The sequence below is a fragment of the Pararoseomonas baculiformis genome (genome assembly GCF_017813395.1).
Lineage (GTDB): Bacteria > Pseudomonadota > Alphaproteobacteria > Acetobacterales > Acetobacteraceae > Roseomonas > Roseomonas baculiformis.
This window is the reverse complement of the sequence record NZ_JAGIZB010000016.1, coordinates 19,106-41,875: the sequence shown is the minus strand read 5'-3', so window position 1 is coordinate 41,875 and position 22,770 is coordinate 19,106. Positions and strand designations below refer to the sequence as shown.

General features: G+C 71.0%; 26 protein-coding genes. 13 read left to right on the top strand and 13 right to left on the bottom strand.

From position 1 onward, the window contains the following. Positions 1-7 precede the first annotated feature (7 nt). The gene (locus J8J14_RS16400; RefSeq protein ID WP_209380618.1) at positions 8-880 is read right to left on the bottom strand and encodes a cell division protein FtsX; all 873 of its coding nucleotides are present in this window, start codon (positions 878-880) and stop codon (positions 8-10) included. Continuing rightward, positions 873-1,859 carry a cell division ATP-binding protein FtsE gene (locus tag J8J14_RS16395; RefSeq protein ID WP_209380617.1) on the bottom strand — a complete coding sequence of 329 codons (987 nt, stop codon included), beginning with the start codon at positions 1,857-1,859 and terminating at the stop codon, positions 873-875. The genes J8J14_RS16400 and J8J14_RS16395 overlap by 8 nt, the downstream gene beginning before the upstream one ends. A 156-nt stretch (positions 1,860-2,015) precedes the next feature. Here J8J14_RS16395 and J8J14_RS16390 point away from each other — a divergent pair, with 156 nt between their 5' ends. The 4 genes from J8J14_RS16390 to J8J14_RS16375 all read left to right on the top strand — a co-directional run bounded on the left by J8J14_RS16390 (position 2,016) and on the right by J8J14_RS16375 (position 5,541). Next, positions 2,016-2,519: a zinc-ribbon domain-containing protein gene (locus tag J8J14_RS16390; protein WP_209380616.1), complete on the top strand. Its 504-nt coding sequence runs from the start codon at positions 2,016-2,018 to the stop codon at positions 2,517-2,519. A gap of 103 nt (positions 2,520-2,622) precedes the next feature. Next, positions 2,623-3,606, top strand: a complete 984-nt coding sequence (locus J8J14_RS16385) for a Bug family tripartite tricarboxylate transporter substrate binding protein (RefSeq protein WP_209380615.1) — start codon at positions 2,623-2,625, stop codon at positions 3,604-3,606. Between the two features lie 192 nt (positions 3,607-3,798). Continuing rightward, positions 3,799-4,974 (top strand): zinc-dependent alcohol dehydrogenase, encoded by a 1,176-nt coding sequence (locus J8J14_RS16380; RefSeq protein WP_209380614.1) that lies wholly within the window; start codon positions 3,799-3,801, stop codon positions 4,972-4,974. 15 nt (positions 4,975-4,989) lie between these two features. Further along, on the top strand, positions 4,990-5,541 hold the full coding sequence (locus J8J14_RS16375) for a hypothetical protein (RefSeq protein WP_209380613.1): 552 nt from the start codon (positions 4,990-4,992) through the stop codon (positions 5,539-5,541). A 197-nt stretch (positions 5,542-5,738) separates the two neighbouring features. Here J8J14_RS16375 and J8J14_RS16370 read toward each other — a convergent pair whose 3' ends face one another. From J8J14_RS16370 to J8J14_RS16360, 3 genes are all read right to left on the bottom strand, one after another. Continuing rightward, on the bottom strand, positions 5,739-6,698 hold the full coding sequence (locus J8J14_RS16370; RefSeq protein ID WP_209380612.1) for a transglycosylase SLT domain-containing protein: 960 nt from the start codon (positions 6,696-6,698) through the stop codon (positions 5,739-5,741). A gap of 225 nt (positions 6,699-6,923) precedes the next feature. Next, positions 6,924-7,649, bottom strand: a complete 726-nt coding sequence (locus J8J14_RS16365) for an MltA domain-containing protein (protein ID WP_342452474.1) — start codon at positions 7,647-7,649, stop codon at positions 6,924-6,926. Between the two features lie 236 nt (positions 7,650-7,885). After that, positions 7,886-8,542 carry a Tim44/TimA family putative adaptor protein gene (locus J8J14_RS16360; protein ID WP_245215856.1) on the bottom strand — a complete coding sequence of 219 codons (657 nt, stop codon included), beginning with the start codon at positions 8,540-8,542 and terminating at the stop codon, positions 7,886-7,888. Between the two features lie 185 nt (positions 8,543-8,727). Here J8J14_RS16360 and J8J14_RS16355 point away from each other — a divergent pair, with 185 nt between their 5' ends. From J8J14_RS16355 to J8J14_RS16335, 5 genes are all read left to right on the top strand, one after another. After that, on the top strand, positions 8,728-9,285 hold the full coding sequence (locus J8J14_RS16355) for a histidine phosphatase family protein (protein WP_209380611.1): 558 nt from the start codon (positions 8,728-8,730) through the stop codon (positions 9,283-9,285). Between the two features lie 102 nt (positions 9,286-9,387). After that, complete coding sequence (gene secB, locus J8J14_RS16350) at positions 9,388-9,900, top strand: protein-export chaperone SecB (protein WP_209380610.1); 513 nt, start codon at positions 9,388-9,390, stop codon at positions 9,898-9,900. Positions 9,901-10,140: 240 nt separating this feature from the next. Then, a complete protein-coding gene (locus J8J14_RS16345) occupies positions 10,141-11,709 on the top strand; it encodes an ABC transporter substrate-binding protein (protein ID WP_209380609.1) in 1,569 nt (522 codons plus the stop codon). Between the two features lie 9 nt (positions 11,710-11,718). Then, positions 11,719-12,972, top strand: coding sequence for a 3-oxo-tetronate kinase (gene otnK / locus J8J14_RS16340; protein ID WP_209380608.1), 1,254 nt, complete (start codon positions 11,719-11,721; stop codon positions 12,970-12,972). Then, complete coding sequence (locus J8J14_RS16335) at positions 12,969-13,622, top strand: class II aldolase/adducin family protein (protein WP_342452468.1); 654 nt, start codon at positions 12,969-12,971, stop codon at positions 13,620-13,622. Before otnK ends, J8J14_RS16335 begins: the two co-directional genes overlap by 4 nt. A gap of 57 nt (positions 13,623-13,679) precedes the next feature. Here the strand turns inward: J8J14_RS16335 and J8J14_RS16330 are convergent, their stop codons facing one another. After that, positions 13,680-14,303 carry a flavin reductase family protein gene (locus tag J8J14_RS16330; RefSeq protein WP_245215855.1) on the bottom strand — a complete coding sequence of 208 codons (624 nt, stop codon included), beginning with the start codon at positions 14,301-14,303 and terminating at the stop codon, positions 13,680-13,682. A 4-nt stretch (positions 14,304-14,307) separates the two neighbouring features. Then, entirely contained in the window at positions 14,308-15,045 is a 738-nt protein-coding gene (gloB, locus tag J8J14_RS16325) for a hydroxyacylglutathione hydrolase (RefSeq protein ID WP_209380606.1), read from the bottom strand. A gap of 56 nt (positions 15,046-15,101) precedes the next feature. On the opposite strand from gloB, the gene J8J14_RS16320 reads away from it, so the two are divergent. Both J8J14_RS16320 and J8J14_RS16315 read left to right on the top strand, forming a co-directional pair. Continuing rightward, positions 15,102-15,929, top strand: a complete 828-nt coding sequence (locus tag J8J14_RS16320) for a class I SAM-dependent methyltransferase (RefSeq protein WP_209380605.1) — start codon at positions 15,102-15,104, stop codon at positions 15,927-15,929. Positions 15,930-15,975: 46 nt separating this feature from the next. Further along, complete coding sequence (locus J8J14_RS16315) at positions 15,976-16,578, top strand: DUF992 domain-containing protein (protein WP_209380604.1); 603 nt, start codon at positions 15,976-15,978, stop codon at positions 16,576-16,578. A 105-nt stretch (positions 16,579-16,683) separates the two neighbouring features. Here J8J14_RS16315 and J8J14_RS16310 read toward each other — a convergent pair whose 3' ends face one another. After that, on the bottom strand, positions 16,684-17,064 hold the full coding sequence (locus tag J8J14_RS16310; RefSeq protein WP_209380603.1) for a tautomerase family protein: 381 nt from the start codon (positions 17,062-17,064) through the stop codon (positions 16,684-16,686). Between the two features lie 94 nt (positions 17,065-17,158). Between J8J14_RS16310 and J8J14_RS16305 the strand changes: the two genes are divergently transcribed. After that, positions 17,159-18,016: a LysR family transcriptional regulator gene (locus tag J8J14_RS16305; RefSeq protein WP_209380602.1), complete on the top strand. Its 858-nt coding sequence runs from the start codon at positions 17,159-17,161 to the stop codon at positions 18,014-18,016. Between the two features lie 44 nt (positions 18,017-18,060). Here J8J14_RS16305 and J8J14_RS16300 read toward each other — a convergent pair whose 3' ends face one another. From J8J14_RS16300 to J8J14_RS16280, 5 genes are all read right to left on the bottom strand, one after another. Continuing rightward, a complete protein-coding gene (locus tag J8J14_RS16300; RefSeq protein ID WP_342452467.1) occupies positions 18,061-18,951 on the bottom strand; it encodes a 3-hydroxybutyryl-CoA dehydrogenase in 891 nt (296 codons plus the stop codon). Next, positions 18,948-19,865, bottom strand: coding sequence for an electron transfer flavoprotein subunit alpha/FixB family protein (locus J8J14_RS16295; RefSeq protein ID WP_209380601.1), 918 nt, complete (start codon positions 19,863-19,865; stop codon positions 18,948-18,950). The genes J8J14_RS16300 and J8J14_RS16295 overlap by 4 nt, the downstream gene beginning before the upstream one ends. 2 nt (positions 19,866-19,867) lie before the next feature. Continuing rightward, entirely contained in the window at positions 19,868-20,617 is a 750-nt protein-coding gene (locus tag J8J14_RS16290) for an electron transfer flavoprotein subunit beta/FixA family protein (RefSeq protein WP_209380600.1), read from the bottom strand. Positions 20,618-20,901: 284 nt separating this feature from the next. Beyond that, on the bottom strand, positions 20,902-21,108 hold the full coding sequence (locus J8J14_RS16285) for a twin transmembrane helix small protein (protein WP_245215854.1): 207 nt from the start codon (positions 21,106-21,108) through the stop codon (positions 20,902-20,904). Positions 21,109-21,200: 92 nt separating this feature from the next. Then, positions 21,201-21,626 (bottom strand): hypothetical protein, encoded by a 426-nt coding sequence (locus J8J14_RS16280; RefSeq protein WP_209380599.1) that lies wholly within the window; start codon positions 21,624-21,626, stop codon positions 21,201-21,203. 61 nt (positions 21,627-21,687) lie between these two features. On the opposite strand from J8J14_RS16280, the gene J8J14_RS16275 reads away from it, so the two are divergent. Then, positions 21,688-22,755 (top strand): NAD(P)H-dependent flavin oxidoreductase, encoded by a 1,068-nt coding sequence (locus J8J14_RS16275; RefSeq protein WP_209380598.1) that lies wholly within the window; start codon positions 21,688-21,690, stop codon positions 22,753-22,755. The last annotated feature ends 15 nt before the right edge of the window (positions 22,756-22,770 follow it).

The window sequence follows — 22,770 nt, the reverse complement described above, 5'->3', positions numbered from 1 at the left end:
TCGCGCCTCATGGAAGGTTCCGGAGCCAGCGGCGAACGGTGGCCTGGGCGGTGCCCCAGCCAATCAGGGCGGCCACGGGCGGCAGGGCGGCGAGCATGACCCAGGGAAGCTGGGCGAGCAGGCCGGCCGCCGGCATCTCCCCCCCGAAGAGCGGCAGGGCGAGGCCGGAGAGGGCGGCCAGGGTGGGCACGGCGAGCGCGGCCCCGCCCAGCGCCCCGAGGCCGGCGAGCAGGGCGACGCGGCGGGCAAAGCGGCCGGCGATGGCGCGGTCGGTCGCGCCGAGGTCGTGCAGGACGCCGATCGCCTCCCGCCGGGCAGCGAGGCCGGCATGGGTGGCCACGGCCACCACGGCGATCGCCACGGCCATGACCAGGGCCAGCACGCCGAGGGCGACGCCCTGGACGGAGCGGGCCAGGGCGGAGAGGCGGGCGACCCAGAGTCCGTGGGATTCCAGCTCGGCGCCCGGGATGGCCTCGGCCAGGCGCTCGGCAAGGCGGGGCAGGGCCTGGGGCGCGGCGGCGAGGCGCAGCTCGATCACGCCGGGGAGGATGAGGGAGGGGGCATCCCCGAGCCAGGGCCGGAGCAGTTCCCCGACCCGTTCCGGGCTGACCTCCGAGGCCTGGGCGACGACCGAATCGGCCCGCAGGAGCTCCAGCACCTGGTCCATCCGGGCGCGGGTGGGGTCCGGCACCTGGACGGTGACGGCGGCGGCGGCGCCGGCCTGCCAGCGATCCGCCAGCCGGTCCGCGCCCCGTGCCCCGGCCAGGGCCAGGGCGGCCAGCAGCGCCATGGCGGCGACAAGGCCGGGGAGGAGGCGGTCCGACAGGGCACGGCGGAGGCCGAGCGGATCCCTGGCGATGCGGCGGCGGCGTTCAGCCATGGTCGGCTTCGGGATAGGGGCGGGTGACCCGGGCGCTGGGCCAGATGCTGCGCCCGGCCGGGCGGGACGGCGCGGGCGGGATGTGGTGCTCCTCGGGCGGGAGGGAAGCGGCGTCCTCCTCGGCTTCTTCGGAGGGGGGAACTTCCTCCACCCAGCCGGCCTCGGGCTCGGGCGCGCTGAGGTCCAGGGCGAAGCCTTCCGGCAGGAGGCCGGCGGCCCCGGCGGGTTCCCAGGCGGTTTCCGCCGGGGCCGGATCCGGGCTTTCCGGGGCGGCTTCCCCGGCCGGGGCATGGGGCCAGGGGGTGAGGGAGACGATCCGGCCGCCTTCCAGATGCATCACATGGCCCGGATGCTGGGCGATCAGCTCATGGGAATGGGTGGCGACCACCACCGTGGCGCCCAGCCGGTTCATCTCGGCCAGCAGGACGATCAGGCGGCGGGCCTGGACGGCATCCAGGTTCCCCGTGGGCTCGTCCGCGACCAGCAGGGCGGGGCGGGTGACCACGGCGCGGGCAATCGCGACGCGCTGCTGCTCGCCGCCCGAGAGCTGCTGCGGGAGGGCATCCGCCCGCCCTTCCAGCCCGACCCAGCGGAGCATTTCCGCCACGTCCGGGCGCAGGCTGGCCTCCGCGCGGCCGGCGAGGCGGAGGGGCAGGGCCACGTTGTCGAAGGCGGTGAGGTAGGGAAGGAGGCGGAATTCCTGGAACACCGCGCCGATGCGGCGGCGTAGCTTCGGCAGGTCCGCCCGCTTCGCGCGGGAGAGGGGGACGCCGAGCACCTCCACCTCGCCCCGCGTGGGGCGGAGGGCGAGCTGCATCAGGCGGAGCAGGGAGGTCTTGCCGGCGCCCGAGGGGCCGGTGAGCCAGGTGAAGGAGCCCTGCGGCAGGAAGAAGGAGAGGTCGCGCAGCGTGTCCCGCTCCCCCGCGGCGCCACGGGTGGGATCGGGGTAGCGCAGCCCGACCTGGCTGAAGCGCACCATGGCCGCGATGTGCCATGCCGGGGCGCCAAGGGATAGCGGCGGCGTGATGTCGATTCCCTTCCGCGTTTTTCGGGCCGCACGGGGCGGCGTGGGAGCGGGATTTTTTACCGTTCCGGGGGCGTTGCCTTAACCGGGGCTGGGCGATCATCCTGTGCCATGCGCGTCGCCTGCCCTGAATGTGCCGCCGAATACCAGCTTCCCCCTGCCCTGGCCTCGCGGCTGGGGGAGGGAAGGACTGTGCGTTGTGCCCGGTGCGGCACTGCCTGGGCGCCCGGCGCGGTGGCGGCCCTGCCCGCCGGGCCGGGCGCTGCCGTGCCGCCCGAGGGGCCGGGCGCCGCTGCCCCGCCTGCGGCGCCTGGCCCGGCCCGCCCGCATGCGGGGCCCGCCCCCGCTGCCACGCCCGAGGAACCCATGCTGGAGGTGCCGCCCCGGCCGGCGCGCAGCTTCGACGCGGCCGAGCCGCCGCCGCGCGCCCGGTGGCCCGAGCTGGACCCGCCCCCGCCCGCTTCGCCCCCGTCACGCGGGGCTGGACTGGGCTGGGCGCTTTCCCTGCTGCTTCTGGCGGGGGTGGCCGCGGCGGCCTGGCACTGGCGGGTGGAGCTGGTGGAGGTCTGGCCACCGGCGGCGCGGGTGTTCCTTGCCTTGGGCGTGGCGGGCTGAGCGTAGCCAGGGGCCGGCGCGAGGATGTGCGCGGCCGGGGCTGGCCTGCATGGCCTCCCCCAGCGTAAGTTGTATGACAAGTTCAACCCGGAGGAACCCTGTCATGCGTCGCCGCGTCCTGCTGCGCCTGCTTCCCGCCCCCGCCATCCTTTCCGCCCTGCCCGGCGCAGGCCCGGCCCTGGCGCAGGAGGAATGGCCCGCGCGCCCCGTGAACGTCATCGTTCCCTTCGCGCCGGGCAGTTCGTCCGACATCGTGGCGCGGTCCCTGGGCGGGCCGATGTCGCAGGCGATCGGCAAGCCCGTGGTGGTGGAGAACCGTCCGGGTGCCACGGGCGAGCTGGGCGCGCGGGCCGTGATCCGCAGCGCGCCCGATGGCCACACGCTGATGCATGCGCCGATCAGCACCTGGGCCATCAATGTCGCGCTGCGCCCGAACCTGGGCTACGACCCCGTGAAGCAGCTGACCGGCATCACCCAGACCGTGCGCACGCCGAACGTGCTGGTGGTGAACCCCGCCCAGGTACCGGCCAATGACCTGCCCTCCCTCGTGGCCTGGCTGAAGGCGAACCGGGCCTCCTATTCCACCTCCGGCGTCGGGTCCTCGGACCATCTGACGATGGAGATGTTCAAGCAGCTGACGGGCACCGACATCACCCATGTGCCCTATGCCGGCGGCGCGCCCGCGACGACGGACCTGATCGCGGGCAATGTGCAGCTCTCCTACCAGAATCTCGGGTCGATCCTGCCGCAGATCTCGGACGGGCGGGTGAAGCCGATCCTGATCACGGCGGAGGGGCGCCACCGCCTGTTGCCGAACGTGCCCACGGGCGCGGAGGCGGGGCTGCAGGACTTCGTGGTCTATTCCTGGCAGGCGCTGGGCGGGCCGGCGGGCATGGCGCCCGCGCTGCTGGAGAAAATCCACGCCCAGGCCGCCGCCGCGCTGCGCTCCCCGGATGTGGCGAAGCGGATGGAGGACCTGGGCTTCGAGGTGGTGGCGAGCACGCCGGCCCAGTTCGCCGCTTTCCAGCAGGGCGAGATCGCGCGCTGGAAGCGCGTGGTGGAGGCGGGGAAGATCACCCCGGCCTGACCGGCCGGTCGGCCCGGGGATGGTTCATCCCGTTCCCGGGCCGCGTTCCACTGATGCGTGCCGATGCAACCAAGCCCGGCGCGCTCCCTTATTCCCGTCCGGTGGGGTGTTCATCGCCCCGGAGGTTCAGAGCCGCTTTTCCCCCCGGTTTACGGCCCGCCCCCTCTTTTCGCCGCGACGGAGCAAGATGCGATGAAGGCGCTTGTATGGCACGGCAAGCAGGACATCCGCTGCGACACGGTCTCGGACCCTGAGATCGAGGATTCGCGCGACGCGATCATCAGGGTGACGAGCTGCGCGATCTGCGGCTCGGACCTGCATCTCTTCCACAACTTCATCCCCGCCATGCTGCCCGGCGACATCATGGGCCATGAATCCATGGGCGAGGTGGTGGAGGTGGGTTCGGCCGCGAAGGGCAAGCTGAAGGTAGGCGACCGGATCGTCGTGCCCTTCACGATCTTCTGCGGCGAGTGCGAGCAGTGCAAGCGCCAGAACTTCTCCGTCTGCGAGCGGTCGAACCGCAAGAAGGAGCTGGCCGAGAAGGTGTTCGGCCATGCCACGGCGGGGCTGTTCGGCTACACGCATCTGACGGGCGGCTATCCCGGCGGGCAGGCCGAGTATCTGCGCGTGCCCTTCGCCGATACGACGCATATCAAGGTGCCGGACAGCCTGACGGACGAGCAGGTGCTGTTCCTCAGCGATATCCTGCCCACGGGCTGGCAGGCTGCGGCGCAGTGCGACATCGAGCCGACGGATACGGTGGCGATCTGGGGCTGCGGCCCCGTGGGCCAGATGGCGATCCGCAGCGCCATCCTGCTGGGCGCGAAGCAGGTGGTGGCGATCGACTGCATCCCCGAGCGCCTCGCGATGGCGGAGGCGGGCGGCGCGATCACCATCAACTTCAAGGAGGACAGCGTCATCGGGCGCCTCGATGACATCACCTCCGGCAAGGGGCCGGAGAAATGCATCGATGCGGTGGGCATGGAGTCGCATGTCTCCATCAGCCAGCCCGACACGCTGCTCGACCGTGCGAAGCAGATGATGATGCTGGAGAACGACCGCCCGCATGTGCTGCGGGAGATGATCTATGTGTGCCGGCCCGCCGGCATCCTCTCCATTCCCGGTGTCTATAGCGGCCTGATCGACAAGGTTCCGATGGGCATGGCCATGAACAAGGGCCTGAGCTTCCGGATGGGCCAGACGCATGTGAACCGCTGGACGGATGAGCTGCTGCGGCTGATCGAGGAGGGGAAGATCGATCCCTCCTTCGTCATCACCCACACGGTCGGCCTCGAGGAGGGGCCGGAGATGTACAAGGTGTTCCGCGACAAGCAGGACAACTGCGTGAAGGTCGTCCTCAAGCCCTGAGGTGATGCGATGAATATGCTGGCGAGAGCTGCCGACATCACCCGTTCCCCGGGTGACCCGAAGGTGTTGTCGAAGGGTGCCTCCAGCTCGCTGGGTGCCTCAGACCGCCTGGCCCGCAACCTGGGCTGGTTCAGCATCGGGCTGGGCGTGGTGGAGCTGGTCGGCGCGCGGCGCCTGGCCAGCCTCCTGGGCATGCGCGGCGCGGAAGGGCTCATCCGGGCCTATGGCGCGCGGGAGATCGCGGCGGGGATGATGTCCCTTTCCGCGAACCCGAACCCGGGTATCAAGAGCCGGATCGTGGGCGATGCGATCGATATCGTGACGCTGCTGGCCGCGCTGCGCCACGGCAATCCCCGCCGGGGCAATGTGGAGGTGGCGCTGCTGGCCGTGGCCGGCATCACCGTGCTCGACCTGATCTGCCAGAAGGGGCTGACCAGCCGCCATGCGCGGGCGCCCGGGCCCTATCGCGACTACCGGGACCGGTCGGGCTTCCCGCAAGGGGTCAACGCGGCGCGCGGCGCGGCGCGCAAGGAGCGGCAGGCGCCCGAGGACAAGGCGGGGTTTTAGGCGGCGTTCAGGGCGGGGCGTATTCGTTCCGGGCCCTGGGTGCCTGTTGTCATGGGGAGGGGCAAAGGGGTTTTCTTCCTCTCCCCGGGGGGGCTTGCGAAGGCAGTGCCCCCAGGGCCCCGTCTTTCCTGGCGGCCGGAGAGGTTCCGCCGAAGCTGGGCCCCGGCGGCTTCCGGATCGGCCCGTTTGCCCGGGTCCTAACCCGGATCCTGGCGGAAATCGCGCCGCGCCACGCGCAACGGCTCGGACGCGCGGTCAAGGCCTTCCAGATCCGTGACGATCCGGGTGCGCCGCCCGCGCCGCCTCATATCCTCGTCGATCCGGCGCGACACGGCCGCGAATTCCGGTGTGTAGACGTTGGGAGCCGCGCTGGGCCGGGTGCCAGTGCCGGTTCCGGTCCGGGTGCGCCGCCCGCGGCTCAGATTCTCGTCGATCCGGCGTGACACGGCCGCAAATTCGGGCGTGTAGATGCTGGGAACCGGGATGGCCTGGATGCCGGCGTCGGCGCCAGGGATCGGCATGGGCATCGGCAGGGTGCCGTAGCGGGCGGAATTCGGCCAGATCGCCATGACCTTGCGCGCGTAGCCGAAGCCGAGATTGGGGGTCTGGGAATGGTAGCCCGCGGCGGCCATGGGCCAGTTCCGCGTGGTCCGGTGAAGGCTGCTCAGGAAACGGGCCGCGTATTTGGTGTTGCTCTGCGGGTCGAAGGCCTCTTCGAGCGAGGCGAAGGCAGACGCGTGGTGCATCAGGTTGATCTGCGCACATCCCACGTCGATGGAGCGTATGCCGCGGGCCTGGAAGCCGCGCACGGCCTCGATGACCTCTTCCTTGGAATCGTAGAAATATCCCCGGCCGCCGACATTGATCGCCCAGGGCCAGGGCACGTTGCGGCCGGTCGCGGGATCGGTGCGCCCGCTCTCGACGAAGGCGATGCTGCGCAGGAGATGCGCGGGAATCCTGTGGTCCCGTTCCGCTGCTGCGATGGCCGGCAGGCAGAGCTCGCCCGCGGCCGGGCTGGGCGGGGCGGGCGGGTCGGCCAGGGCAAGGCCTGGAAGAAGCAGGAGAAGGCCCGTGAGGCTGCGAAAGCGGGAACTCGGGGCGGCACTGGCAGACAATGCCGTGGAGAGCGCATTTCGCGCGAAAGGACCCAGCTTCAATTCTTTCATTCCCAACAGCCACAGGTCGAGTAGCTGTCGCGATCTATGCGCGGCCAATCAAAAATTGGTGCATCGGAAGACGAGAGCAGGATAATGGCCGGAAGAAGGCGTGGGTGAACCCGCCGGTTGGCTTCGTTTCGCTTGGAATGAGCACTCGATTTCGTGAGGGTGAGGGCATTCCGGCCGCCCTGTTACTTGAGCACTTGGGCGGGCGGAGGGCTCGTCTCAGCCGCGCGGCCTGAGCACCCAGACGCGCCCGGTTTCCCGCATGCGGCCGGCGGCAAGGGCGGCGTTCTCTTCCCATCCCCAGAAGAGGTCGGCGCGGGCGGGGCCGCGGATGGCGCCGCCCGTGTCCTGCGCAATGACGAGGCGCTCCAGGCGCTCGCCGGTCAGGGGATGGCGCGTGGCGATCCAGACCGGGGAATTCAGCGGCGTGTGAGCCCGGTCCACGGCGACGGAGCGGCCCGGGGTGAGGGGGGCGCCGAGGGTGCCGGCAGGGCCGCCCGCCAGCGGCAGGTCGTCGCGCCAGCGGAAGAAGACCCAGGAGGGGTTCGCTTCCATCAGGACGCGGGCCTCCCCTGGCGGGGCCGCGTGCAGCCAGGCGCGGATGGACTGCATGGAGACCTGCTCCCGCGCCATGGCGCCGCGTTCGATCAGCAGGCGGCCGATGGGGACATAGGGATGGCCGTTCTTGCCACCATAGCCCAGGCGGCGCTGGGTGCCGTCGGGGAAGACGGCGCGGCCGGAGCCCTGGATCTGCAGGAAGAAGGCATCGACCGGATCGGCCCAGGCGAGGACCTGGCCGGGCCACCGGCCCTGGGCGACGGCGGCCTCGATGCCCGCGCGGTCCAGGTCCGGCGCGCCGGGGGCGGGGGCGAGGAGCGGGGCGGTGAAGCCGGGGGCCGGGGTGGGGGAGACACGGAGAAGGGGTTCGTAATAGCCGGTGACCAGGCCTTCCCCGGCCGGAACGGGCTCAAAATGGCGGTCCAGGAAGGCACGGGCGGCGCGGTCGTCCCCGGGCGGGAGGCGGGCGGCTTCGGCACAGGCGGGGGCGAGGGGGCCGGGGTCGCGCAGGGTGGCACAACCCGTGACGAAGGCGGGGATGGCCTCGGAGACGCGATCCCGTTCCCAGCCTGGCAGGCCGCCGCAGGCGGCGGCCAGCAGGGGAAGAAGAAGGGCGGCCCGCTTCAGGCGGAGCGGGTCCCGACCAGCTTCCAGATCGGGTCGGAGCTGCGGATGTCGCGCTGGAAGGTCCAGATATCCGTCAGCTCGGTGACGGCATCGGTGCCCGCGACCGGCTTGCCGGCGGCATCGGTGGTGAGGTTCACCTGGTCGGAGACGAAGCGGACGGTGACCTCGGCGATGCTGCCGCGCAGGTCCGCGGCGTCGATCACGGCTTCCCGGATCTCGCGGATCTCGGTGCGCTGGACCTCGCCGCGGGATTCACGATCGGTGATCGCGCCCTCGAAGCCGGCATAGGTGTCGTCCGAGAGGAGGTCGCGCAGCAGGGCGCGATTCCCGGCGGCGAAGCCCTCCACGATCATGCGGAAGGCGCCCTCGGCCCCGTTGAGGAAGCTGCTGGGGTCGAAGTTCGGGTCGGCCGAGCGGATGCGGACGAGCGCCTGGCCCGCGGGGCTGCGCGGATCGGGCACGCCGCGATGGACGGGCGCCGGCACGGGGGCCGCGGCCGTGGTGGAGGGCGAGACGGGCGCCGGGGCGCGTTCGCCCGGCGGGCGCTCGAAGCCGGTGCGGCGGCCCAGGACGCTGCGCAGGCGCAGGACCAGGAAGGCCGCCACCATCCCGAACAGGATCAGATCAATCGGGAAGCCGCCGCCCTGCATCATGGTCTCCTTTTATGACATGACAGTTAGGCGCGCGGGGGCGCCGCCGCAACTGGCCCCGCGCCGGTTCCGGGGGCGCGGGCCCATCCGGCACCGCGCGGCGGGCCAGGGCCATTGGATCAACGCGGGGCCAGGATTGTGCGTTTCCGGCCCCGCCGCTACCTGCTGCGGAAGACCGGAGGCCCGCCATGATCCTGCTGCGACACGGCCAGAGCGAATTCAACCTGCATTTCACCGCCACCCGCAAGGACCCGGGGATCGAGGATCCGAAGCTGACCCCGCTGGGGCATGAGCAGGCGGAGGCGGCCGCCGAGGCCCTGGCCGGGGCGGGAATCCGGCAGATCCTGGCCAGCCCCTATACGCGGGCGCTGCAGACGGCGGCTCCTCTCGCCCGCCGGCTGGGCCTGCCGGTGCATGTGCAGCCGCTGGTGCGGGAGCGCTATGCCTTCGCCTGCGACGTGGGGACGCATCGCGATCAGCTGGCCGAGGCTTGGCCGGAGCATGACTTCGCGCATCTGGATGCCGTGTGGTGGCCGCAGGAGGAGGAGCCGGGGGACAGCGTGCTGAGCCGCGCCCGGTTGTTCCGCAGCGAGATGCGCGAGCGGCCGGACTGGGCCCATACCGTGGTGGTGTGCCACTGGGGCTTCATCCTGGCGATGACCGGGCAATCGGTGATGAACGGACAGTGGGTGCAGGTGGATCCCACGGAGGACGGGCCCGAGGAGATCAACTGGCACCATCGCTGAGCCGGAACGGCCGGGCGGGGGGTGGGCCGTGCTTCCGGCCTGACACCCGCCGCGCCCCGTGCTACCCCCGCGCCGCCATCACTGCCGATCAGGGCCCGAACCATGTCCGACCTGCCGCCGCCTTCCGACCAGCCGCCCGCCGGCGCCCCCAATGGCCAGCCCCAGGGGCCGCTGGTGGTGAACCTGCAATATGTGAAGGACCTTTCCTTCGAGGTGCCGGGCGCGCCGGAGATCTACACCTCGCTGCGCGAGCAGCCGCGGATCGACGTGGCGCTGGACGTGCAGGCGCGCGCCCTGCAGGAAGGCGGGAACATGTTCGAGGTGACGCTGCAGATCCGCTGCGACGCCAAGACGAGCGACGGCACCACCGCCTTCATCGCCGAGCTGGCCTATGCCGGGCTGTTCACCGTGAACGTGCAGCCGGATGTGCTGGAGCCGGTGCTGCTCGTGGAATGCCCGCGGCTGCTCTTCCCCTTCGCGCGCAACATCCTCTCCGACGTGACGCGGGATGGCGGCTTCATGCCGGTGGCGCTGACGCCGATCGACTTCGTGGCGCTGTGGCAGTCCCGCCGGCAGCAGCAGGGCGGCGCGCCGCAGGGCTCCATGCTGTCCTGATCGCCTGATCCGGCGGCACTGTTCCCGCCGCGCCGCGTTGCGAAACCCCGGGAGGGGGAGCCCATGGCTCCGCCCTGCCGGGGTTTTTTCATGCCCGGGCGGCGGGGCCGCAGGTTCCGGTGGCGGAGCGGAGATATCTGATATATCGATTCCGGGCAGGACCGCGCCGCCCATGACAGGCGGCCGGCCGGGAGGAGCGTTGTCGCGGACCGCAGGGGACGCGCGGGAAAGGAGCATCGTATGAGCGGCTTTGGCCTGACGAAGCGTCAGCTGCTGTCTACAGGAGCCCTGGCATTGCCGGCCTTGGCCGGGCTTCCCCGCGTGGCGCGCGCGGCGGGTTCCATCACCGTGGTGCTGGAATCCGAGGTGGTGGTGCTGGACCCGCACGCGACCACGGCGGCGATCACGCGCAGCTTCGGCTACCAGATCTTCGACACGCTCTTCGCCCAGGACTCCAACGGCACGATCCGGCCGCAGATGGCCGAGGGGCACACGGTTTCGGCGGATGGGCTGAACTGGCGCTTTACGCTGCGCGACGGGCTGGCCTTCCATGACGGCGCTCCGGTGACGGCGGCGGATTGCGTTGCCTCCCTGCGGCGCTGGGCTTCGCGCGACAGCCTGGGGCGGATGCTGCTGGCGGCGATGCAGGAGATGCGGGCGGAGGATGCGCGCAGCTTCAGCATCGTGCTGAAGGAACCCTTCCCGCTGATGCTGGATGTGCTGGGCAAGCCGAACGCGCCCGTGCCCTTCATCATGCCCGCGCGTATCCTGCCGGAGGGGGATGGGCGCATCACGGAGATCATCGGCTCCGGCCCCTTCACCTTCGTGCGGGACCAGTGGCGCACGGGCGACCGGATGGTGCTGCGGCGGAACGCCCGCTACGTGCCGCGGGCCGAGCCGCCGGACTTCCTGGCGGGCGGCAAGGTGGTGAAGATCGACGAGCTGGTGCTGAAGACCATGCCGGACGACTCCACAGGTGCCAACGCGCTCAGCGTCGGCGAGATCGACTACATGCAGTACCTGCCCTTCGACTTCCTTGGGCCGCTCGGCCGCAACCGCGATGTGCGGCTGATGGGGCTGAAGGGCATCGACATGTTCCAGGGCAATTTCCGCCTGAACCATGCCAGCGGCCCCTTCGCCGATCCTGCCGTGCGCAAGGTGATGTGGAAGCTGGTGGACCAGAAGCAGGTGATGGATGCCATCGGCATCCCCGCCCAGTTCCGCGTGGAGCACTGCCCATCGTTCTGGATGTGCGACACGCCGCTGGAGACGAAGGCGGGCGGCGAGGTGGCGCGGCTGGATATCGAGGGCGCGAAGGCCGAGCTGGCGCGCACGGGCTACAAGGGCGAGCCGGTGATCATGCTGGAGGTGTCCGGCTCCATCTCCCAGACCGCGGCGCATGTGCTGGCCGAGAACATGAAGAAGGCCGGCTTCACCGTGGACGAGCAGGTGATGGACTGGGGCACGGTGCTGGCGCGCCGCGCGCGGCCGGAGGGTTGGGGGCTGTTCCCGGTCTATGCCAATGGCGTGGACATGATGTCGCCGCTCACCCACTTCTATGTGGCGAACAACTGCTCCGACTATCCCGGGCGGAGCTGCGATGCGCGGATCACGACGCTGCTGCAGGAGTTCGTGAAGGCGCCGGATGCGGCCGCGCGCAAGCAGGTGGCCGAGCAGATCCAGGTGGCGGCCTATGACCTGACGCCGAGCGTGATCTGGGGGCAGTTCTCGCGCCCGGCCGGGTACCGGACGCGGCTGAAGAACCTGATCCAGTCCAGCTTCCCCATGTTCTGGCAGGTGGAGGTCTAGCTCGCGCCCATGCTGCTGGGGGGGATCGCGGACGACCTGACAGGGGCGGTGGAGTTCGCGGGCATGCTGGCCGCGGGCGGGATGCGGGTGGCGCTGGTGCTGGACGACGCGCCCATCCCGCACGGGCAGGATGCTGTCGTGGTGGCGCTGCCATCCCGCGTGGCGCCGGTGGGGGACGCTGTCGCTGCCTTCGGGCGGGCGGCGGATGCGCTGCTTGGCGCCGGGGCGGAGCGGCTTTTCTTCAAGTACTGCGCCACCTTCGATTCCACCCCGGCGGGCAATATCGGGCCCTGCGCGGACCTGCTGATGGACCGCGTGGGGGCGGATTTCACCCTTTTCGCGCCGAGCTTTCCCGAAGCCGAGCGGCGGGTGTTCATGGGGCACCTGTTTGTCGGCTCGCAGCTCGTCTCCAACTCGCCCAAGCGCTTCGACCCGCTGACGCCGATGACGGAGCCGGACCTGGTGAAGGTGCTGGCGCCGCAGACATCGCGGCGGGTGGGGCTGCTGCCCCTGCCGGTGATCCTGCGCGGGGCGGAAGCCGTCGCGCGGCACGTGGCGGCACTGCGGGCGGAGGGGATTTCCTATGCCATCGCGGATGCGGGGGAGGAGGAGGACCTCGCCACCCTGGCGCGGGCGAGCTGGGACTGGCGGCTGGCGACGGGTGGTTCCAACCTGGCCTCGCATTACCCGGCGATCTGGCGGGAGAAGGGGTTGCTGGCGCCCGCCGATGCCATGCCGCCGCTGGGCGCGGGCGGGCATGGGGTGGTGCTGGCGGGAAGCTGCGCGGATCGCACGCGCGAGCAGGTGGATTGCTTCGGCGCGCGGCATCCGGTGATGCGGGTCGATCTCGCGCGGATGGAAGCGCCGGAGGCGGCGCTGCGCGAGGCCGTCGAATGGGCCCTGCCGAAGCTGGAGGGCGGGCCGGTCTGCGTGACGACCGCGGGCGATCCGCAGGCGGTTTCCGCGGCGCAGGCGCGCTTCGGGCGCGATGGCGCGGCGCGGGCGGCGGAAGGGCTGCTGGGCGGGCTGGCGAAGGCGCTGGTGGATGCGGGCGCGCGGCGGATCCTGGTGGCGGGCGGCGAGAGCTCGGGGGCGGTGATCCGGTCCCTCGGCATCGCGCGGCTTTCGGTGGCGCCCTATGTCTCGCCGGGGATCGGCTTGTGCGCGGCGGAAGCGCCGGTGCCGCTGGCCCTGTGCCTGAAATCGGGGAAGCTGGGGCCGGTGGACATGTTCGCGACCGTGCTGGAGGGGATGCGCGCGTGATCGATGTGGCACGGGCGCGGGACGAGGTTGCGCAGGGATACCGGGAGCTCGGGCGCCTCGGGCTGAACTTCGGAAGCGCCGGCAATGTGTCCTGCCGCGTGGAGGGCGGGATGGTGATCACCCGCACCGGCACCACCGTGGATGCGACGGCCGAGGGGGACACGGTGTGGATGTCGCTGGACGGCGATGCACGCGACGCGGTGGCGCCTTCCAGCGAATGGCCGATGCATGCGGCCATCCTGAAGGCCTTTCCGCAGGCCGGAAGCGTGGTGCACACCCATGCGGATGCCTGCACGGCGCTGGCCTGCCTGGGCGAGGGGCTGCCGGCCTTCCACTACATGATCGCGGGCTTCGGCGGGGATGATGTGCGCTGCTCGCCCTATGTCACCTTCGGCACGCCGGAACTGGCGGATGTGGCGGTGGAGGCGATGCGCGGGCGCACGGCCTGCCTGCTGGGCAATCACGGCATGATCGTGACCGGGCGCGACGTGAAGGGCGCGGTTTCCGCTGCCCTGCGGTTGGAGACGCTGGCGCGGCAATACCTGCTGGCGCGTTCCGCCGGCACGCCGCGCCTGCTGGACGGGGCCCAGATGGACGCCACGCGGGAGCGCTACAAGACCTATGGCAGCGCGGCGCCTGTGCGCGGCTGATCGTCCTTTCCGCGGGAAGAAGGCGCCGGGGGCCGCGGCGCCGCCTCCCGCGCGCATTCAGCGCACCGGCGGGAAGGCTCCGCCATCGGTCGGCCGCAGCGCCTCGAAAAGCTCGGTCACCTGGGTGTAGTCGCGGTAGCCGCAGCGGGCGATGGTGCCGGCCGCGACCATGTCGAAGCGGCCATCCTTCAGGCAGCGCTCATCGATATGCACGCCGACAACCTGGCCGATGGTGAGAAAGCCGTTGCTCGGGCGTCCGTCCTGGTCCTGCAGTTCCAGCGCATGGACCACCCGGCATTCCAGCGCGGCGGGGCTTCCCGCCACGCGGGGCGGGCGGACCATGCGGCTGGGGGCGGCCGGGATGGCCGCATCCTCGAACTCGCTGACGCCTTCCGGCTGGCTGCCGGAGGAGGCGTTCATCGCATCGAACAGGGCACGGGTGGCGAGGCTGAAGGTGAACTCGCCGGTGGCACGGGCATTGGCCGCCGAATGCTTCAGCCCCTCGCTGCCGAAGGCGATCATCGGCGGCGCGTTATGAACCATGGCGAAGTAGCTGTAGGGGGCGAGGTTCACCCGCCCCCCGGCATCGATGGTGGAGATCCAGCCGATCGGGCGCGGGGCCACGATCGCCTTCATGGGGTCCCAGGGCAGGCCGTGGCCGTTGCGCGGTTCGTAGAACAACCCCTCAGCCCTTGAACACGTCCTTGCCGGCCCGGCGCGCGGCCAGCTCGGCGACATCCTTCGCGCGCAGGAAGGGGTTGGTGGCGCGCTCCTGGTCCAGGGTGGTGGGCAGGGTGGGCTCGCCGGCCTTGCGGAGCTGCCGCACCTCCTCGGCCCGGGCCTGCAGCGCGGCGTTCTCCGGCTCCACCGTCAAGGCGAAGCGGGCGTTGCTCTCGGTGTATTCATGGCCGCAGAGGATGAGGGTGTCGCCGGGCAGGGCGTCCAGCAGCTGCAGGGCGCGGTACATGTCCGCGGGCGTCCCCTCCAGCAGGCGGCCGCAGCCGAGGGAGAAGAGCGTGTCGCCGCAGAGCACGGCATGGGCATCGGCGATGTAGAGGGCGATGTGGCCGATGGTGTGGCCGGGGCTGTCCAGCACCTCGATGCTGCCGCTGCCCAGGGGGATGTGGTCCCCGGGCTGGACGGCGATGTCCAGCTTCGGCAGGCGGTGGGCATCGGCGGCGGCGCCGAGCACCCTGGCGCCGGTGGCCTTCACCACCTCGGCCACGCCGTCGATATGGTCGGGATGATGGTGGGTGAGCAGCACCCAGTCCAGCCGGCCGGGCTCGGGCATGTCCTGCAGGGCGGCGAGGTTCGGCGCGGCCTCGCCGGGATCGCAGAGGGCAACGGTGCCCGTGGCCTCGTCCCGCAGCAGCCAGGCATAGTTGTCCGAGAGGTTGGGCACGGCCCGGATCGTCCAGCTCATCGGCTCTTTCATCCTATCTGGTGTCTTGGCGGCGTCGGACGTCCTATATCCACGGCATGGGCGCCGAGGTCCACTTCACCGCCTGGGGATTGCAGGGCTTCTATGACGCGCCGCTGGGCGCGGTGACCCGGCGCATCCTGCGCGCACGCCTGCGGCAGATCTGGCCGGAGCTGGCGGGGCAGGAGGTGCTGGGGCTGGGCCATGCCGGGCCCTATCTGCGGCTGTGGCGGCGTGGGGCGGCGCGGCTGGTCTCGGCCACGCCCGTGGCGCTCGCGGCCGGGGATGGCATGGCGCCATGGCCGCTGGACGGGAACTGCGCCGCTGCCCTGGTGGAGGAGGAGCGGCTGCCCTTCCCCGACATGTCCTTCGACAACATCCTTCTCGTGCATGGGCTGGAGGCGGCGGAGAACGCCCGGCGCCTGCTGCGCGAGGCCTGGCGCGTGCTGCGGCCCGAGGGCCGGATGCTGGCCGTGGTGCCGAATCGCCGCTCCGTCTGGGCGCATCTGGAGCGCACGCCCTTCGGCCATGGCCATCCCTATTCCCCCGGCCAGCTCGCCCGGTTGCTGGAACGCGCCATGTTCACGGTGGAGCGGCGGGAGGCGGCGCTGTTCATCCCGCCCTTCGGCTACCGCCCCCTGCTGCGCGGCGCGCGGATCTGGGAGGCGGGGGGGAGGATGATCGCGCCGCAGCTGGGCGGCGTGACCGTGATCGAGGCGCGGAAGACGGTGCAGGGTGCCATTCCCGTGCGGGGGCTTCCCGCCCGGTCTCTGGCAACGCGGGCGCGCGTGCGGGTGCCGCAGCCCGGCTGGGCCGTGCGGGATGCAGCCCGCGCGCCGGCCACGCGTTCTTCGAACCCGGCGGGGGCGGCTGGCGAGGCGGGGTGATCTGCCCCTGGTTGCCCCTGCCCGTCAGGCTTCGAGGAACCAAAGCATGATCCGAGCACCCCTGCTGGCCGCCGCCCTGCTGGCCCTGGCCGGCCCCGCCCTGGCCCAGGCGCCCGCCGGTGATCCGGACCGGTCCGGCCCGCCGCCGGTGGTCTATGTGCCGCCCGCGCCGGGCACGCCGATCGCCCAGCCCCAGCCCGTGGCGCCGCCCCAGATGGTGATCGTGCAGCCGCAGGAGCAGCCGCGCGGCAATACCCGGGTGGGGCAGCTGCAATGCGACGTGGCCGGGGGCGTTGGCTGGGTGTTCGGCTCCAGCCGGAGCCTGTCCTGCGAGTTCAAGCCCATCAACGGGCCGGTGGAGCGCTATGTCGGTGAGATCAGGCGCTTCGGCGTGGATATCGGCGTGACCGGGCGCAGCACGATCCTGTGGACGGTGGTGAACACCGGGCCCGATATCCGGCCGGGCAGCCTGGCCGGCGTCTATGCCGGTGCCTCCTCCAACGTCGCGGCCGGGCTTGGCCTGGGCAGTGCGGTGATGATCGGCGGCAGCGGCGACCAGGTGGCGCTGCAGCCGCTCTCGATCGAGAGCAGCACGGGGGTGAACGTGGCGGCGGGGATTGCGGAGCTGAGCCTGCGGCCGGCTGGATAAAGGCTTCGCCTTCCTCCAGGCCGCCCTCCACCGGGGAGCCATCCGGCTCCCCGGACCCCGCTTTCGGGATTTCTGTGCAGATACGACCGTGCTGCGCTTTCCGGTTCAGGCGTATTGCGCAAGGCCGCGGCCAAGGGACCAGTTCTCCTTCGCCACTTCGACAAGGCTCACGAACACGTCTTCTTCACGAAGGCCGGGGCTCTCACCCAGCAGCTGCACCACGCGCCGGAACAGCGCCTTCTTCTGCTCCAGCGTGCGGGTGTTATTAGCGGTGATCTGTATGAAGACGAGATCGTCGCTTCGTGCGATGCCGAGATAGGACCTGCCGTAGCGGAAGCTCGCGGCGTCATGCTCCGTGATGACCATGAACTGGTCGTCCTCCGGCACGTCGAATGTCTCGTGCAGGGCGCGGTAGAGGCCGTCGAAGATCGCCTGCCTGTAGGCTTCCGGCTTGCCGGCTCGCATCGCGATATGGGCCAGGGGCATGGGTGAGCACCTTTCCTTGTCCGCCCCGGAAGATGATTGCCCCGCACGCATATTCGTAGAATATGGTTTCTGATTTCAGAGATAACGTGCCGTTATGACAGAGCGCCCGCTCGACCTGGATGCCGTCTGGGCCTTCATCCTGATCGCCGAATGCGAGAGCTTCACGCGGGCAGCCGAAGCGATGCGGACGACACAGGCCGCGATCAGCCTCAAGCTCAAGCGGCTGGAGGACAGGATGGGCTGCCGGCTGGTGGAGCGCACGCCCCGCCATGTCCGGCTCTCGGCGCAGGGCATGGCCTTCCTTGAGCACGCCCGCGCACTCCGGGCCGTGCATGACCGCGCGCTCACTGCCCTTGGCGGGGCACGGCAGCGGCTGACCATTGGCATCAGCGAGCATGTCGCGGGGCCGGAGCTTCCTGCCCTGATCGCCCGCATGAACGCCCAGGATCCGCACCTGCTGATGGAGATCCGGATCGGGTCCTCGGGCGACCTGCTGCAGAGCTATGACCGGCGCGAACTCGATGCCGCCATCGTCCGGCTGCATGCCGGCCGGGACGATGGGGAGATGATCGCCGAGGAGCGCTTCGGCTGGTTCGCGGCACCCGGCTGGCAGCACCGTGCCGACGAGCCCCTGCCCGTGGCGACGCTGGCTGAGCCCTGCGGCGTGCGGGTCCTGGCCGGCCAGGTGCTCGACGCGGCGGGCATAGCCTGGAGAGAGATCTTCGTGGGCGGCGGGGTGGCCGCGGTGGTGGCTGCGGTGACGGCCGGGATCGGCGTCGCCGCCCTGGCCCCGCGCATGCTCCCGCTCGGCGCAGTGGATGTGGGGGAGAGGCTTGGACTTCCCGCCCTGCCCCGGCTGCCCATCCTGATCCACTCGCGGCTGGCCGGGGACCGGCCGCGTGACGCCTTGGCGGTGCTGTCCGCCGCATTCCGAAGTGCCGTGAGGGGGTAGAAACAGGAGGTGCAGGGAGAGCGGCGCTCCCCCTGCGGGACCCGTTACCGCGTCGGCCGGGGCTGGTCCCCGGAATAGTCGTAGAAGCCGCGCCCGGTCTTCCGGCCGAACCAGCCGGCCTCGACATATTTCACCAGGAGCGGGCAGGGGCGGTACTTGCTGTCGCCCATGCCCTGGTGGAGCACCTGCATGATGGAGAGGCAGGTATCCAGGCCGATAAAATCCGCCAGTTCAAGCGGGCCCATGGGCTGGTTGGTGCCGAGCTTCATGCCCGTGTCGATGGAGACGACGTCGCCCACGCCTTCATGCAGGGCGTAGACGGCCTCGTTGATCATCGGCAGCAGGATGCGGTTGACGATGAAGCCGGGGAAGTCCTCGCTCGTCGCCGTGGTCTTGCCCATGCGGCGGGCCAGCGCCTCGACGGCCTGGTAGGTGGGCTCGTCCGTCGCGATGCCGCGGATCACCTCCACCAGCTTCATCACCGGAACCGGGTTCATGAAGTGCATGCCGATGACGCGCGCCGGGCGGTCGGTCGCGGCGGCGAGGCGGGTGATGGGGATGGAGGAGGTGTTGCTGGCGATGATCGCCGAGGGCTTCAGATGCGGGCAGAGGGACTTGAAGATGGTCTTCTTCAGTTCCTCCCGTTCGGTCGCCGCCTCGATGACGATGTCGGCCTCTCCGAACATCGCCATGTCGGTGCCGGTCCTGATGCGGCCGAGGGCCGCCTCGCGGTCCTCGGCCGAGAGGCTGCCCTTGGAGACCTGGCGGTCCATGTTCTTCGCGATGGTGGCGCGGGCTTTCTCCAGCGCCTCCGGGTTCACGTCGACCATGGTGACGGCGAGGCCGGACTGGGCCGCGACATGCGCGATGCCGTTGCCCATCTGGCCGGCGCCGATGACGCCGACATGGTGAATGGTCGGCGCCGCGTCGCTCACTTGGCGAGCTCCGCCTCAAGCTCGGGGATGATCTTGAAGATGTCGCCGACCAAGCCGTAGTCGGCCACCTGGAAGATCGGCGCCTCCTCGTCCTTGTTCACGGCCACGATCACCTTGCTGTCCTTCATGCCTGCCAGGTGCTGGATCGCGCCGGAGATGCCGAAGGCCATGTACAGTTCGGGGGCGACGATCTTGCCGGTCTGGCCGACCTGCAGGTCGTTCGGGGCATAGCCCGCATCCACCGCGGCGCGGGAGGCGCCGACGGCGGCGCCGAGCTTGTCCGCGATGCCGTCCAGGATCTTGAAGTTCTCGGCCGAGCCGATGGCGCGGCCGCCGGAGACGACGATGCGGGCGGCCGTCAGCTCGGGCCGCTCGCTCTTCACGATCTCGGCGCCGACGAAGGAGGAGACGCCCGGATCGGCCGCGCCCTGGGCGGGCTCGACCGGGGCGGAACCGCCCTCGGCCGCGGCCGGGTCGAAGGAGGCGGCGCGGACGGTCAGCACCTTCTTCGCATCGGAGGACTGCACGGTCGCCAGCGCGTTGCCCGCATAGATCGGGCGCACGAAGGTGTCCGCGTCCACGATGCCGGAGATGTCGCTGATCGGCTGCACGTCGAGCAGCGCGGCGACGCGCGGCATCACGTTCTTGCCGAAGGAGGAGCCCGGGGCGAGGAGGTGGGTGTAGTTGCCGGCCAGGGACTGGATCAGGGCGGCGGCGGGCTCGGCCAGCACATGCTCGGCCGCGGCGTGCAGCACCTTGGCCACGCCCGCGATCTTCGCGCCGGTCTGGGCCACGGCCTCGGGGCCCATCACCAGCAGGTGCACGTCGCCGAGCTTGCCGGCGGCGGCGATCGCGGAGCGGGTGGGCTGGTTGATCGCGCTGCCGTCGTGGTCGGCGAGGACGAGGACGGTCATCTTCAGATCACCTTCGCTTCGTTGCGGAGCTTGGAGACGAGTTCGGCGGCCGAGGCCACCTTCACGCCGGCCTGTCGCTTCGCCGGCTCCTCCACCTTGATGACCTTCAGGCGCGGCGCGGTGTCCACGCCCAGGTCGCCCGGCTTCATCGTCTCGATGGGCTTCTTGCGGGCCTTCATGATGTTCGGAAGGCTGGCATAGCGGGGCTCGTTCAGGCGCAGGTCGGTGGTGACGATGGCCGGGAGGGTGAGCTTCACCGTCTCCAGCCCGCCATCGATCTCGCGCGTCACGTTCACGGCGCCGTCGGCCACCTCGACCTTGCTGGCGAAGGTGCCCTGGCCCCAGCCGAGGAGGGCGGCCAGCATCTGTCCGGTGGCGTTCATGTCGTCATCGATCGCCTGCTTGCCGAGGATGACCATCTGCGGGCCCTCCTTCTCGACAATGGCCTTCAGCAGCTTGGCCACGGCGATCGGCTCGACCGTGCCCTCGGCCTCGACCAGGATGCCGCGGTCGGCGCCCATGGCGAGCGCCGTGCGGATCTGCTCCTGGGCCTGGGACGGGCCGATGGAGACGGCCACGATCTCGGTCGCGACGCCCTTCTCCTTCAGGCGCACGGCCTCCTCGACGGCGATCTCGTCGAAGGGGTTCATGGACATCTTGACGTTCGCGGTCTCGACGCCCGTGCCATCCGGCTTCACCCGGACCTTCACGTTGTAGTCGACAACACGCTTGACGGGGACGAGGAGCTTCATGCCGCGCGACGGGTCCTCTGGAAGGCGCCGGCGCCCTGTTTCAGGCGGGGACCGGCGCGTTTGGGGGACCGATGACGGCCCCGGACAGGCGGGGGCGACCACCCGTTGCCGGGCTTCGCATCCGCGAAATCAAAGGGTCTATAGGCCCCGTCCCCTGGCACGGCAAGCGGGCGGAGGCGGCCTGGGTTCCGTGGCGGGGGGCACCCCGCCACGAAGGCGCGAAGGCGGAAGGCGAACAGTCCTTCGCAGGGGCCTCCGAGTAATCGGAGCGCCCCGGGCGGGGATCAGCCCCGCATCATGAAGAGCAGCAGGGCGAAGAGGGCCAGCGTCACGCCCTGGAGCGTGGTGCGCCAGCGCATCAGGGCATTGGAGCGGTGCAGGTCTTCGCTGCCGCGCACCATGCCGACCATGCCGGCAAAGAGGGTGCCGAGGGTGGCAAGCATCCCAAGGCCGACGAGGATGGTGAGGAAGGTGATCATGATGCGTATCATCTGGTCATTGTCCGGTGGGGCGCAACGCCGCCGCACCCCTGCCCCCGGCATGGCTGTCGCGCGGCCCGGCCATGCCGGTTTTTCTTGAAGATTCAGCTACCTGGGCGGCGTTTTCCCCTGGCCGGAACCTCCGGCACGGGCTCGGGTCCCGTCATTTTGCGCACCACCGCCAGCAGCGCCGCCTTGGTCTGGAAATCGAGGCTCCGGTAGGCCCGCAGCAATGCCTCCTCATCGCCCGCCAGTAGGCCGAGGCTGCCCTGCTCCTCCTCCAGCATCTCGGGCGGGGGGGCGACATCGGGATCCAGCCCCACAAGCCAGGAAACGGAGGTGCCGAGCACTTCGGCCAGGCGCACCAGCCGGGCGCCGCGGGGCACGGGCATGGTGCCATCGCGCAGGCGGAGCAGGAGGTCCGGCGGCAGGCCCGCCTGGCGGAAGGCCTCCTCGGGCGTCAGGTCGAGGCGTTCGAGCCGGGATTCGATCAGCTCGACCATCGGCGGGGGATCATTGTCGAGGGCCATGGGGGGTTCCGGTGGGCGAGGGATGCGGCATTCTGGCGATATGGGGGAACACCCGGGGCGAATGGAGGACGGCATGGTGGAGCAGGCGGACCGGCGGATTCAGGAGCTGTTCGGGATCGCGCTTCCCGTGATCCAGGCGCCGATGGCCGGATCGACCTCCCCGGAGATGGTGATCGCCGTCAGCGAGGCGGGCGGCCTCGGTTCCCTCCCCGCCGCGCAATACACGCCGGACGGGCTGCGCGATGCCATGGCGGCGGTGCGCGCGGGCACGTCCGGGCCGGTGAACATGAACTTCTTCGCCCATCGGGAGCCCGCGCCGGATGCGGCCCGGCAGGCGGCCTGGCTGGCGCGGCTGGCGCCCTATTACGCCGAGGCCGGGCTGGACCCGGCCCAGGCGGGTGCCGCCCCGGCCCGCGCGCCCTTCAACGAGGCCTATTGTGCCGTGGTGGAGGAATTCCGTCCGGAGGTGGTGAGCTTCCATTTCGGCCTGCCGGACGCCGCCCTGCTGGCGCGGGTGCGTGCCACGGGGTGCAAGGTGATCGCCTCCGCCACCACGGTTGCCGAGGCGGCGTGGCTTGAGCGGGCGGGGGTGGATGCCGTGATCGCCCAGGGGCTGGAGGCTGGCGGGCATCGCGGCAACTTCCTCTCGGACAACATGGCCACCCAGGTCGGCACCATGGCGCTGGTGCCGCAGGTGGTGGATGCGGTGAGGGTGCCCGTGATCGCGGCCGGGGGCATCGCGGACCGGCGCGGGGTGCTGGCGGCCTTCGCGCTGGGCGCGGCGGCGGTGCAGGTGGGCACCGCCTTTCTCTTCACGCCCGAGGCGCGGATCCCCGCCGTGCACCGCGCGGCGCTGCGGGAGGCGCGGGACGACAACACGGCCCTGACCAATCTCTTCACCGGGCGGCCGGCCCGGGGCGTGCTGAACCGCGTGATGCGGGAGGTCGGGCCGCTTTCCGAACTGGCCCCGGCCTTCCCGACCGCCGGCGGCGCCCTGGCACCGCTCCGCGCGAAGGCCGAGGCGGCAGGATCGGGCGAGTTTTCCAACCTCTGGTCCGGCCAGGCCGCGGCGCTGGCCGGGGAGGTATCCTCGGCCGAGCTGGTCCGCCGGCTCGCCGGGATCGGATGACCAGGCTCTGCCGGC